This window comes from Slackia heliotrinireducens DSM 20476 (assembly GCF_000023885.1).
In the GTDB taxonomy this organism is placed as follows: Bacteria; Actinomycetota; Coriobacteriia; order Coriobacteriales; family Eggerthellaceae; genus Slackia; species Slackia heliotrinireducens.
In genome coordinates, this window is record NC_013165.1 from 608,429 (window position 1) to 620,988 (window position 12,560).

The 12,560-nt window shown below is 58.9% G+C and carries 15 protein-coding genes; all 15 read left to right on the top strand.

The window, feature by feature from the left end; translation table 11 throughout:
- Nucleotides 1–21 precede the first annotated feature (21 nt).
- The 15 genes from SHEL_RS02535 to SHEL_RS02605 all read left to right on the top strand — a co-directional run bounded on the left by SHEL_RS02535 (nt 22) and on the right by SHEL_RS02605 (nt 12,289).
- Nucleotides 22–678: a DUF3267 domain-containing protein gene (locus tag SHEL_RS02535; protein WP_050749509.1), complete on the top strand. Its 657-nt coding sequence runs from the start codon at nt 22–24 to the stop codon at nt 676–678.
- 144 nt (nt 679–822) lie between these two features.
- Complete coding sequence (locus SHEL_RS02540) at nt 823–1,656, top strand: 4Fe-4S binding protein (protein ID WP_012797686.1); 834 nt, start codon at nt 823–825, stop codon at nt 1,654–1,656.
- A gap of 105 nt (nt 1,657–1,761) precedes the next feature.
- Complete coding sequence (locus SHEL_RS02545; protein WP_012797687.1) at nt 1,762–2,637, top strand: DMT family transporter; 876 nt, start codon at nt 1,762–1,764, stop codon at nt 2,635–2,637.
- Nucleotides 2,638–2,803: 166 nt separating this feature from the next.
- Nucleotides 2,804–3,496, top strand: coding sequence for a DUF5714 domain-containing protein (locus tag SHEL_RS02550; protein ID WP_012797688.1), 693 nt, complete (start codon nt 2,804–2,806; stop codon nt 3,494–3,496).
- 131 nt (nt 3,497–3,627) lie between these two features.
- Nucleotides 3,628–4,035, top strand: a complete 408-nt coding sequence (locus SHEL_RS02555; RefSeq protein WP_012797689.1) for a DUF3795 domain-containing protein — start codon at nt 3,628–3,630, stop codon at nt 4,033–4,035.
- Between the two features lie 499 nt (nt 4,036–4,534).
- Nucleotides 4,535–4,855, top strand: a complete 321-nt coding sequence (locus SHEL_RS02560; RefSeq protein ID WP_012797690.1) for a DUF6442 family protein — start codon at nt 4,535–4,537, stop codon at nt 4,853–4,855.
- Nucleotides 4,856–4,858: 3 nt separating this feature from the next.
- Nucleotides 4,859–5,065 carry a helix-turn-helix transcriptional regulator gene (locus SHEL_RS02565; RefSeq protein WP_012797691.1) on the top strand — a complete coding sequence of 69 codons (207 nt, stop codon included), beginning with the start codon at nt 4,859–4,861 and terminating at the stop codon, nt 5,063–5,065.
- A 156-nt stretch (nt 5,066–5,221) separates the two neighbouring features.
- Nucleotides 5,222–6,229, top strand: coding sequence for an asparaginase (gene ansA, locus SHEL_RS02570; RefSeq protein WP_012797692.1), 1,008 nt, complete (start codon nt 5,222–5,224; stop codon nt 6,227–6,229).
- A 290-nt stretch (nt 6,230–6,519) separates the two neighbouring features.
- Nucleotides 6,520–7,146, top strand: a complete 627-nt coding sequence (locus tag SHEL_RS14205; protein WP_012797693.1) for an L-2-amino-thiazoline-4-carboxylic acid hydrolase — start codon at nt 6,520–6,522, stop codon at nt 7,144–7,146.
- 56 nt (nt 7,147–7,202) lie between these two features.
- Complete coding sequence (locus tag SHEL_RS02580; RefSeq protein WP_012797694.1) at nt 7,203–7,952, top strand: alpha/beta fold hydrolase; 750 nt, start codon at nt 7,203–7,205, stop codon at nt 7,950–7,952.
- A gap of 21 nt (nt 7,953–7,973) precedes the next feature.
- Nucleotides 7,974–8,690, top strand: coding sequence for an MBL fold metallo-hydrolase (locus SHEL_RS02585; RefSeq protein WP_012797695.1), 717 nt, complete (start codon nt 7,974–7,976; stop codon nt 8,688–8,690).
- Between the two features lie 45 nt (nt 8,691–8,735).
- Complete coding sequence (locus SHEL_RS02590) at nt 8,736–9,230, top strand: hypothetical protein (protein ID WP_012797696.1); 495 nt, start codon at nt 8,736–8,738, stop codon at nt 9,228–9,230.
- A gap of 155 nt (nt 9,231–9,385) precedes the next feature.
- Nucleotides 9,386–9,817, top strand: coding sequence for a GNAT family N-acetyltransferase (locus SHEL_RS02595; protein ID WP_012797697.1), 432 nt, complete (start codon nt 9,386–9,388; stop codon nt 9,815–9,817).
- A gap of 212 nt (nt 9,818–10,029) precedes the next feature.
- Nucleotides 10,030–11,163, top strand: coding sequence for an aminotransferase (locus tag SHEL_RS02600; RefSeq protein ID WP_012797698.1), 1,134 nt, complete (start codon nt 10,030–10,032; stop codon nt 11,161–11,163).
- A gap of 55 nt (nt 11,164–11,218) precedes the next feature.
- Nucleotides 11,219–12,289 (top strand): pyridoxal phosphate-dependent aminotransferase, encoded by a 1,071-nt coding sequence (locus SHEL_RS02605; RefSeq protein WP_012797699.1) that lies wholly within the window; start codon nt 11,219–11,221, stop codon nt 12,287–12,289.
- The last annotated feature ends 271 nt before the right edge of the window (nt 12,290–12,560 follow it).

The window sequence follows — 12,560 nt, forward strand, 5'->3', positions numbered from 1 at the left end:
TCTGACGAAAGGAGTCTGGGCGTGGGTACACGTCAATACGGAAACCAAGATGAGCGGGAGAAGTCGCGGCCGTTGTCGCAGGCGGAACAGAAGAGGCTCCAGAAGTTCGAGGCACTGTCCGATCAGATGGTGGGCCAGGGGTTTCGTCGCGTGAATCTGACTATCAGCATCGTGAAGGCGAACATGTTCGCCATCGTGTTCCTTATTCCGGTGGCGATTGTCGGCATGGTGCTGTTCTTCCTGGTCAACAAGGAATCCGCCAATTTCGACGGCATCCCGTTTCTCGTGTTTATCCTGCTGTTCCTGGTACTTGTCGTGGTGCACGAGCTCATTCACGGGGCCAGCTGGGCGCTGTTCACGAAGGGGCACTTCAAGGACATCGAGTTCGGGTTGATGAAGAAGTACCTGACGCCGTACTGCACCTGTACCGTGCCGCTTGAAAAGGGACAATACATCTTCGGTGCGCTCATGCCGTTGGTGCTGGTGGGCCTTGTGCCGCTGGCAGCGGGCGTCATTTCGGGTAGCTTTCAGGTGTTGCTGCTGGGTATCATCATGACGGATGCCGCGGCGGGCGACATCATGCTCGTTTGGGAGCTGCTCAGGTACAAGACCCAAGCTGCCGAACTGGTATGCATGGACCATCCGACCCAAGCAGGCTGCGTCGTGTTTGAGCGTTAGCTTCCGTCGCTTTGCCTTGTCGACAATTCGGCTCCATTGACGCAGGTCCGATGCGCAGGCGCGTGCATCCGTGGTACAAACGAGCAGGCAGGCCGGCATCTTTAGGCTGCTTCACCATTGGACACCCAGGGGATGGACGGTGCTATGGACAAAGAGCTGATCCGCCAGGCTGCGGCGGAGCTTTACAAGCAGCTGCCAGGCAACATTCTTGACGAAGCCATGGACATCTTGCCCGAGCATGTGGGCACCCGCATGTTCGACGAGCCCCTCGTGGGGTTCGGCGGGGCGGACGACGCTCTGTTCGACGAGTACAAGAAAGTCGGCGTCATCGGGCCGTGGCACATGAGCCCCGCCGAATGGCTGCCCCAGGCGAAAACGGTGGTCTCGCTGTTCTTTCCCGCAAGCCTCGAGGTGCGCCAAAGCAACCGACGCGCCAAAGAGAAGGCTTCCGACCTGTGGGCGTACGCCCGCATCGAGGGGCAGGCGTTCATCGGGTCGTACATGGCCGCGCTGCAAGGGTGGTTCCGGGAGCTCGGCGTCGAAGCCTGCGTGCCTGCGCTTGATCCGCGGTGGCTGGCCGTGCGGGCAGGCGAAGGCATCGAGGGCTATCCGGAGATTCGCGAAGACACTTACGGCAGCAACTGGTCGGAGCGCCACGCGGCGTACGTGTGCGGGCTGGGCACCTTCGGTCTGTCCAAGGGCCTCATTACGGAAAAGGGCATGGCGGGCAGGTTCGGAAGCATTTTGATAGATGCGAAATTGGCTCCTGACCTGCGGCCTTACTCGGGTATTTACGATTACTGCACCCGGTGCGGAGCCTGCATCAAGCGCTGCCCCGTTGCGGCCATCGACTTGGAGCACGGTAAGGACCACACGGTCTGCGGGCCGTTTCTTGCGCTGTCGCGCACCCTGCTGGCGCCCCGCTACGGATGCGGATTATGCCAGACCGGCGTGCCCTGCGAGACCCGGATTCCATAAGATTCGCGGCGGCGTGGGCACCTTGTAGCCGTCGATGCGGGTGTTATAATCGCGTTTATGCAATCGTGCCGAAGGCGCGGCGCCAGGGAATCGGAATGCCGGGAGATGGATCGTTTGGACAAGAAAGCCCTCGTCAAGTACCTGTGCGCCCTTCTGCTGTTCGGTTCCAACGGCGTCGTGGCCAGCCGTATCGCAATGGGCAGCCACGAGATAGTCTTCCTGCGAACGCTCATCGGCAGCGTGTTCCTGATTGCCGTGTTCCTTCTGGGCAAGGGCACCTTCCATATTCGGGAATACAAGCGGGACGCCCTGTTCATCGTGCTGTCAGGCGCCGCCATGGGCCTGAGCTGGCTATTCGTGTTCGAGGCGTATCGCCTGATCGGCGTTGGGTTCAGCACGCTGCTTTACTATTGCGGTCCGGTCATCGTGATGATCCTTTCGCCGGTCATCTTCAGAGAGAGACTTACGAAGCCGAAGGTCGTCGGGTTCGTCATCGTGCTGGTTGGCCTGGTGCTCGTAAACGGAAAACTGGTCGGGACGGGCAATGTCTGGGGGCTGTTCTGCGGCGCCATGTCCGCGGTCATGCTGTTCCTCCTTATCACGTTCAACAAGCAGAGCACGCACATCGTGGGGATGGAGAATTCGGTCATCCAGCTGACGGCGAGTTTTCTGACCGTGGCGGTGTTCGTGTGGGCCAAACAGGGCTTCGCCTTGGACGTACCTGCCGGATCGTGGCTCTGGGTTTTGATGTTGGGCCTGGTCAACACAGGGCTCGGATGCTATCTGTACTTTTCGGCGCTGTCGAAGCTGCCGGTGCAGACGGTGGCGGTGTGCGGCTATCTGGAGCCGCTGTCGGCAGTGGTGTTCTCGGCGGTGCTTTTGGGCGAGCGCATGACCCCGTTGCAGGTGGTCGGCGCGGTCTGCATCATCGGCGGCGCCATGATCGGCGAGCTGGTGAAAGAGCGGGCGAAACGACCGTAGACTCGGTCGCGGCGCCTGCGGTGCCTGCCGGGGCGTTTTCCGCACCTTGCGTCAATCGGCATCGGGGCGCTGGTATCATGGTGTCGTGCTTTATGGAAATGCCGCTCAGGCTTCTGGCTTCGGCGGTTTTCAAGGGGAATCGCACGCGACCGCAAAGAGGTGACGCATGAAAGAAGAATGCCTGATCTGCAAGGCGCCGCTGGAATATCTCGAGGCCGACGAGCTGATGGAGTGCGCTATCTGCCACAAGCAGGAACCGAGCAAGACCCGCTGCGTCGAGGGCCATTACGTGTGCAACGAATGCCATACCGCCGGGCTGGATTCCATCGTCGGGGTGTGTTTGGACGAAACGTCGAAGAACCCCATTGAGATTACGAACAGGATGATGGCCCTGCCGTTCTGCCATATGCATGGGCCCGAACACCACGTCATGGTGGGTGCGGCGCTGCTGACGGCGTACCGCAACGCCGGCGGCGATATCGACCTGCCGCAGGCTCTAGGGGAAATCATGAGCCGCGGCCGGCGCGTGCCTGGTGGCACCTGCGGGTTCTGGGGCGCGTGCGGTGCGGGCATCAGCTCCGGCATGTTCGTGTCTATAGTGACGAAATCCACACCCCTGGCCGAAGAGCCTTACGTGCTGTGCCATCGAATGACGGCAAAATCGCTGGATGCCATAGCCGACATGGGCGGTCCGCGCTGCTGCAAGCGGAATTCGTACATAGCCATCCAACAAGCCATCGATTTCGCGAAAGAGCAGCTCGGGATTGAAATGGAGTCGCAGAAGGTCGTTTGCGAGTACTCGCGGCAGAACAACCAGTGCATCGGGAGGCGCTGCCCGTTCTCGAAGGCCAATGCGTAGCAAAGGTCCTGGTAGCGGGCCTTTCCGATTGACGTTCGGGGTCTGGCGGCGGTGCCGCCCGTTTCCGCAGGAATGGGTCGGCGTACACGCAACCTGCGCCAAGATGCGCAGGCGAACAAGAGGGGGAATCCATGTTGTTTACGCCCGAGATGGTGGCGCCATGCGGTTTGGACTGCAGCCTATGCGCCCAGGCCCAGCTCAAGGACGGTCCGTGTCCGGGTTGCAAAAAGGATGACGACAACAAGCCGTATTTCTGCGCGGTGCTGTGCGAGATCATCAACTGCGAAAAGCGCATTCAGAGCGGGTACGCGTATTGTGACGAGTGCCCTGATTTTCCATGCGAGCATGTGATGGAGAAGGAGACGCGCTACACGTCGGCGTATCCGCGGCGCGAGTCTCCCCTTGAGAACCTGCAGATCATTCGCGAACTGGGGATGGATGAATTCTTGCGGCAAGAGCGGGAGCAATGGACCTGTAAGTCCTGCGGCGGACCCATCAGCGTGCACACGGGGGTCTGCTCTGCCTGCGGCGGCAAATAAGCGCGCCACGTGCGCCTGCGGCGGAAACCGAAACGATGATGCATAAGCTGCGGCGTCGGTCGGCTGGGGCTGACGCGGCATCGCTTCGGCGCGCCGGCTTTGGCGCCTTCGCCCGAGTATGTTGACGATATCGTAGGATTGTCCATCCAACCAAGGTATGCGGTCTTACTGTGCAACGAGATTTCGATTTCGTGCGCACTTAGGGGGATAATCTGCGCAATTCGGTCTGTTTCTTGCCGCCTGCAAGAAACCTATTTTTTCGTGACCTGGGATTATGTAAAAACGGAAACTTGTGTTTCTGCCGAGAACCCGTAAAAAACCGTTTCGCAGGGGCGTTTTCGGCGGATTATCCCCCTAAGTGCGCACGAATTCGCATCCCCGTTGCAAGTGCGGTTGAATCTGACAAGAAAACTTGGCAAATTGTATTGACAAGTGTACTTGGCATGCCTATGATGCAAACTGTGACAAGTTTACTTGGCAAATCGTAGGAGGTGTCATTATGGATAAAGAGCAGATTCTAGAAATGAGCCGACAAGAGAACAGGAACCGAGATGAGATGGAGCAGGCCACATTCCATAAAGCCGGGCAACGGGCGGTGGCCGTCGGCGGCCTGGTGTGCGCGGTCATCATCGTTCTGGAGTGGCTGCTGGCCAATCGCGTCAGCCTCAGCATTTGGGCGGTGTACCTGTCCATGACGGGCACCATTCTCCTGACCAAGTACTTCACCCTGAAAAAGCCCCATGAACTGGTGTTCGGCATCGTGCAGTTGGCGTTGGCGGCAGTGTTTCTAGTCCTGCACGCCATGCAGATGGCGGGGTAGGCCATGGACGACAAATTGGTTCTCAAAAACCGGTTGAAGGAAATCCGCGCCGAGCAGAAGTTGTCGCAAGCGCAGCTCGCCGCAATGGTGGGCGTTTCCCGCAACACCATTAGCTCCATCGAAACGGGCCAGTTCAACCCCACAGCGAAGCTTGCCTTGGTCCTATGCATTGCCTTGGACAAGAAGTTCGAAGACATCTTCTACTTCTAGCGGCTTCTGCAGGGCAGCCGTGTAAGCGTCGGCCGGATCGTTTCCAGACGCAGGCAACGGCGTTTCAACTGCCAAGGAACCTGGCGCGCTGCTATACTTTTGCGTTGGATATATAGGCTTGCCGCCTTGCGTTTGGCATGGCTGATCGGAGACGTTATGAAGAACATCCTCATCATCTACACCGGCGGAACCATCGGCATGGTGCGCACGCCCAACGGCTACGCGCCGCAAAGCGGGTATTTCCTGTCCGAGCTGGAGGCCATACCAGCGCTGCGCTCGCCAGAAATGCCCAGGTGGGAGCTGCACGAGATGTCGCCGCTACTGGATTCGTCGAACATGACGGTGAAGGAATGGAACGAGGTGGCCCAGCTCATCTACGACAACTACGGCGCCTACGACGGCTTCGTTGTGCTGCACGGCACCGACACCATGGCCTATACCGCCTCGGCGCTGTCGTTCATGCTTGAGAACCTGGCCAAGCCCGTGGTGCTGACCGGTTCGCAGATTCCCCTGTGCGAGGTGCGCAGCGACGGCGCCGACAACCTGATAACGTCGCTGCTCATTGCGGCGGACGATCGCGTCCACGAGGTGTGCCTCTACTTCGGCGGCAATCTGATGCGGGGCAACCGCACGACCAAATATTCCGCCGACGGGCTGGCCGCGTTCCATTCACCCAACTTCCCGCCGCTGGCGGAGGCAGGCATCACCATCCGTTACAATCCGACCGCGCTGCGCCCAGAACCCGAGGGTGACCTGCGGCTTCAGCTTATGGAGAACGTGCCTATCGGCGTTATCAAGGTGTTCCCGGGCATCCAGTTCTCGCTGTTCGAGCAGATCATGACTGAGAAGCTTCGGGGTATCGTCATCGAGACGTTCGGCGCTGGCAACATCCCTGGCGATGGAAGCGCGCTGCTGCCCATCATTCGCCGCGCCTTCGAGAACGGCACGGTGCTCACGGTGTGTTCGCAATGCCCGCAAGGCGCGGTGTCGCTTGGGGCCTATGAGGCCAGCAGTTCCCTTAAAGGCGCGGGTGCCGTCAGCGGTTTGGACATGACCACCGAGGCGGCCGTAGCCAAGCTGTATTACCTGTTCAGCTGCGGTTACGACAAAGACACGGTCAAACAGATGATGGGTTGCGACCTGCGCGGCGAGATGACCGTGTAGGTTCTGCCGACAGATTTCGCGGCGTTCGACGTACACAGGGGCGGTCATCTGCGAGCCAGATGGCCGCCTTTTTTGCGGTTGACAATTAAATCGCGTGCAGATGCATCCGAACCCATGGCAACTGCGGTTTCGACATGCCCCGCATGTCGTTCTAGACGCTTGCCGGGTGCTTGTCGTGCCGTCGCATGCTCCCGCCGTGGCGAACCTCGGGTCAGAATATGGTATAACGTGAAAAGTAAGTCGAGACATACAACTTACACCAAAACCGGTACGGAATGAAAGGACGGGTCATGAAGTACGGTTTGATTGGGTCGTTGGTTCCGATGCTGTTCGACAGGACGGCCTACGGCTACACGCAGCGTGTGCTTCCGGAACTCGACATGAAGGCGTTCAAACGGGCGCATCATCAGGAGTATCGCGAAATGGTCGAACGGACGCCGGGCGTGGGCTCGATGAAGGACAATATGTTTGCCATGGTGATGTACATGGCGTGCTACGGATTCAGCTATTACAAAGCCTCGCCCGACGTCATGACGCTGGAAATCTTCGACGGCATGATCGATGCGCTCTGCACCAGCGACATCATGAAGCGGGCGTACAAGAACAAGGACTGTTTCGACCAGAAGGAAATCGACAAGTACTTGCGCGGCGCGGCTCGGTCGCAAAAGCGGGAATACCCGATGGACTGGGTGTTCGACTTCTCGTACGACCTGTCGGTGCCGGAGTATTTCGTGACGCATCGCGAATGCGGCATCTGCAAAATCGCGCAGCAGGAGAACATGACGTTCCTGACGCCGCACATGTGCGTGATGGACTATCCGACCATCGAGTACAAAGGCGGCCGCCTCATCCGGACGAAAACCCTGGGGCAGGGCGACGACTGCTGCGACTTCCACGTGGTGCGCAAAGCAGATTAGCTGCAGATCAGGGGTTGGAAGCGCATCATTCGGAGTTTTGAGAAAGGCTCGGCGCTATGAACGTGCATGAATTCGGACAGAAAAACGAAAAGGTCGTGGTCCTTATCCACCCCTCGATGGTGGCGTGGGATTATTTCGAGCGGGTTATCCCTTTGCTCGAGGATGAATTCCGCGTGATGGTGCCGGCGGTGCCTGGCATGGACCTGACCGACGACTCGGAGTTCACATCCGTCGAGGCCATCGCGACGGATCTCGAAAACTACCTTTTGAACAGGGGCATTCGTGACGTGCGCGCGTTGTACGGGTGCTCCATGGGTGGAAGCATGGTGCTGCGCATGGCCGCCAACGGCCGTCTGAACGTGGCCCACTACATTATGGACGGCGGCATCACGCCGTACCAGCTGCCCAGGATTTTGACCCGGTTCATCGCGGTCCGAGACTTCTGCACGATTTACTCCGGCAAGCTCGTGAGCGAAAAGATGCTCATGCGGGCGTTCAGCTCCACAGAGTACAGCGACGAGGATGTCAAATACATCGCAAACGTGCTCAAGCACTGCACCGCGAAAACCATCTGGCGGGTTTTCGATTCCTGCAACAATTTCGCGATGCCTAAGGAGCCGATGCGTTTCGACGGTGTCATGCACTATTGGTTCGGCGAAGGGGAGCGGAAGGCCCGCGACTGGGACATCAAATACATGCGGAAATTCGTTCCCGACACGATGTTTCATGAGATGAAGGGCGTCGACCACGGTGATTTCGCATACTTCCAGGCCGAGCGGCTGGCCGAGGCCATTCGGCAGCTGTAGACGCGCACGGAGGTTGGGCCCATGAAGATCATCAACGCCGGCGATCGCATCATGAACACTTGGGTTTACAGCATTCCCGAAGGGTTCGTCATGGTGGACACGGGCTATCCAAACAAGCTGAGCAACGTGGAGAAACGGCTGGCTTCGCATGGTATATCCTGGCCAGACGTCAAATACGTGTTCGTGACCCATGCCCACGACGACCACGTGGGCTTCCTGAACGAGCTGCTTGGGCGCTGCCCCGACATCAAGGTGATTTTGAACCCGGCGAGCATGACGGTGCTGCGTCGCGGTCAGAATTCCTTCGAAGGCGGTTACAGCACGTTGGGCGCGTACCTGTTCAGCGGGGTGCTGGCCTTGTGGGGTAAGGGAAAACACCTGTTCCCGCCGCTGGAAGAGCGCTTCGACGACCGGCTGCTGTTCATTACGGACGAGAGCAGGCGGGCGCTCGAGGGGCTTTTGCGCGGTAGGATTCTTTTCACGCCAGGGCATACGGGAGATTCCGTATCGCTGCAGGTCGGCAATGTTGTTTTCTGCGGCGACGCGGCAATGGAGGGCTATCCGAGCAGCCACCACGTGACCATTTGGGTGGAAAACGTGGCTCAGTTCGGACGGTCTTGGGACACGTTGTGCGAAGGCGGAGCCGAAACGGTGTACCCCGCGCACGGCAAGCCTTTCGACATGGGCGAACTCGCCGAGTGCCGGAGCTTTGTCGACAGCGTGAAACTGCGGAGTTAGGCGCGCGATCCCATTGGTTCGGCCCGTGTTCGGAAAGGATATCTCATGCTGGCGTTAAGAGTTGTGATTGAGGGACTTGGCCTGGGATTTCTGCTCTGGCTTGTGTGCGCCGCGGGCATTCGCAACGGCGCGGTTGGCATGGTCCACCTGTACGGGCAGGACGTGCAGGACCGTGTGGTGGCGTTGGGTCTGACGACAGCGGAGGCTATCCGCAGGCGCGGCATTGCGTTCAGGTCCTTGTGCCTGCCCGGCTACATCATCTACGTGCTGACCTGCGTGTATGCCTTCAATGGGGCGCACGGGTTCTTCGCCGGCTTTTGGCAGATGTTCGCGATTCTTTCCATCATGAACCTGATCGACCGCTTGCTGATCGACGATTACTGGGTGGGCCGCACCGACGCCTGGATCATCCCGGGGACGGAGGACCTGCGCCCTTACATCACGGTTCAGGACAAGAAGCAGAAGTGGGTTATGGGCACGGTGGGCATGGCGGCGGTCTCGGCGCTGCTTGCAGGCGTGATGTGCCTGTTCGTCGGTTAGCGCTGGCGTTTGGACTGCGTGCGCGGCAACCTTCGCCGAGCGTTCATGCGGCCGCTTGCGTGGATTTGCGGAAACGGGGATGATAGGATACCCTTGTGAGGAAGGGCCGCCGAACGGCTCGGCTGCCGAACGGTTCGATGGAAGCGAGGGTTGCCATGGAGCTGGTTTCGAAGTACTTCAACGAGCTCACAACGACGGAACTCTACGAGATTCTGAAGGCTCGCGTGGCCGTGTTCGTCGTGGAGCAGACCTGCCCTTATCAGGAGGTCGACGGCAACGATTACGATAGCCTGCATGTGTTTTATGAAGAAGAAGGCCAGGTCAAAGCCTATCTCAGGTCGTTTTTCATTTCGGACGACGTCGTGCAGATGGGCCGTGTGCTGACAATCGACCGCGGTACGGGGCTTGGCGGCAGGCTTCTGCGGGAAGGCATCGAGCAGATTCGCGAGAAGCAGCATCCGCGGCGAATCTACATCGAGGCCCAGCGCTACGCGACGGGATACTACGAGCGGGAAGGGTTCGAAATCTGCTCGGAGGAGTTTCTCGAAGACGGCATTCCCCATGTCCAGATGATATTGGATTTGTAAATAAAACAGCATACAAGTATTGTTCGTACGAACATGCGAACTACAGATATGTGTGCATACGCTTGATTAGAGTGCCAAAACAGATTAAATGATTTGTAAATCAGTCTAAAGATATACCTTTGAACCTCGGTACGTTCTCACGTAGTATGAACCCATCGGAAAACGCGACAGCAGGCGAGGGAGTGCTCGCTACGAGAGATGAGGAATGCGCCATGAAGATTGCTGATTTCAAAGTTGAACAGTGGATGAACGAATGGGAAACCAAGTGCACCTACAATGTGGCTGAAACTTGCACGTACTCGGTAACGCTGGATCAGCTGTTCGAGATTTGCGGGGGCAGTCGCGAGGAGTTCATGGACCGTTTTGCCGAGCGTCGCCTGACCTACGGCGACATTGAGGGCAACCCGAAATTCCTCGAGGGCATCTGCGGGCTGTACGAAACCGTCAAGCCTGAGCACGTCATTCCCACCCACGGAGCCGCCGGCGCCAACCATCTGGTGCTGACCACCCTGGTCGAGCCTGGCGACGACGTCGTCTCCATCATGCCCACCTACCAGCAGCTCTATTCCATTCCCGAGATGTGCGGCGCCAACATGCACATCCTGCACCTGGAGAAGGAAGACCACTACCACGTGGACGCCGCCAAGTTGGACGCGATCTGCGACGAGAACACGAAGGTCATCTGCATCAACAACCCCGACAACCCCACGGGCGCGCTGCTGTCCAAGGAGGAGATCCAGACCATCGTGGACATCGCCCGCAAGTACGACGCCTGGCTGGTCTGCGACGAGGTGTACCGCCTGCTGGTTCAGGATTCCGACGCCTTCACCACCAGCCCCGTTGACCTGTATGACAAGGCTGTGGTCGTGTCCTCCATGTCCAAGGTGTGGAGCCTGGCTGGCATCCGTTTGGGTTGGTGCATCACCAAAAGCCAGGAGCTGCGCCACGACCTGCTGAGCCACCGCGACTACGATCTCATTTCCTGCGGCATGTTCGACGAGGAGGTCGCAGCCTACGCCCTTGAGCACGCCGACAAAATCCTGGAGCGGAGCCGCCGCATCGTGCGCCAGAACCTGGCTGCCGTCGACGAATGGATCGCGTCCGAGCCGCACCTGTCTTACGTCAAGCCCGAGGCCGGCACGACCTGCCTGGTCTACTACGATTACGACATAGACTCCTACGATTTCTGCATCAACATGATGAAGACCACGGGAGCTTTGGTCACGCCGGGCGACGCCTTCGAAGAGCCCCGGTCTTTCCGCCTGGGCTACGCCTACAGCGACAACACGGACGACCTGAAGCAGGGTCTTGCCGCCATCAGCGCGTTCTGCCGCACGTTGGAATAGACGATTCCTGCCCCGGGGGTGAGCCTTCGGGGCCGATGATTTGAAAGGAGTTGTTGTGGCCAGCCCGTTTCTGAACAGCCGTTATGCCGACATTACTCCGTATGTGCCCGGCGAGCAGCCCAAAGATCGCGCGTATGTGAAGCTCAACTCCAACGAGACGAGCGTGGCGCCGTCGCCTGCGGTTCGCGCCGCCTTGGACGACGCCTTGGTGCGCGGGCTCGGTCGTTACGCCGACCCCCATTGCATGCCGCTGCGCGCGGCGGTTGCGGAGCATTTCGGCGTCGATGCAGCGAATGTGTTCGTGGGCAACGGTTCCGACGAGGTGCTCGGGTTTATCTTCTTGGCGTTCTTCGGCGGCGACGCGAAGGTGTGTTTTCCCGACGTGACCTACGGTTTCTATCGCGATTACTGTGGCACGTTCGGGGTGGATTACCGCGAGGTGCCTCTGCGCGAGGATTTTTCGCTGGACGTCGAGGCGTTTGTCCAGGCTGAAGAGCATGTGGTCATCGTGAATCCCAATGCCCCGACAGGCCTCGCCATTTCGGTGGCCGACATCGCGCGCATCGCCGAGGCGCACCCCGACCGCCTGCTGGTGGTGGACGAGGCCTACGTGGACTACGGTTGCGAGACCTGCGTGCCACTGGTGGCAACCCATCCGAATCTGATTGTGGTGCAGACTATGTCGAAGTCCCGTAATCTGGCCGGCGCGCACATTGGGTACGCCATCGCAAGCTCCGAAATCGTGAGCGACCTGAACGATGTCAAGTTCAGCTTCAATCCTTTCAACATGAGCGATCCCACCATGGTCATCGGTATTGCCGCCATGAAAGACGTCGATTACCTGCGGGAATGCACGAGCCGTGTCATCGACGAGCGCCAGCGAACCACAGCTGAGCTGGAGCGGCGAGGGTTCACTGTGCTACCTTCGCTCACGAACTTCGTTTTCGCGACGCATCCGACGCTGCGCGCTGCAGACTGGAATGACGGCTTGCGGCAACGCGGTGTGCTGTGCCGCTACTATGCGCAGCCGCGGATCGACAACTGGCTGCGCATAACCATCGGTACGACCGATGAGATGGATGTATTTCTCGCCGCCACCGACGAGGTGCTCGCGACGCTTGCGTAATGCGGTTCAATCACAATCAAACGAGGGCCGAGGCAATGTCTCGGCCCTCTTTTTGTCTCCCCGTGCAACGAAAATCTGGTTTCGTGTGCACTTAGGCGGATAATCTGTAAAATCAGACGCCCTCAGATGCTGTATGCTCCCGCAATTCACCTCACTATGGTTAAATATGTGGCGTAACTCACGCTCAAACTCCATGCGAGCCCTCGATGGTGCGCCTCAAAGTGGTCTTGGATTGCAGATTATCCCTCTAAGTGCACACGAATTGGATTTC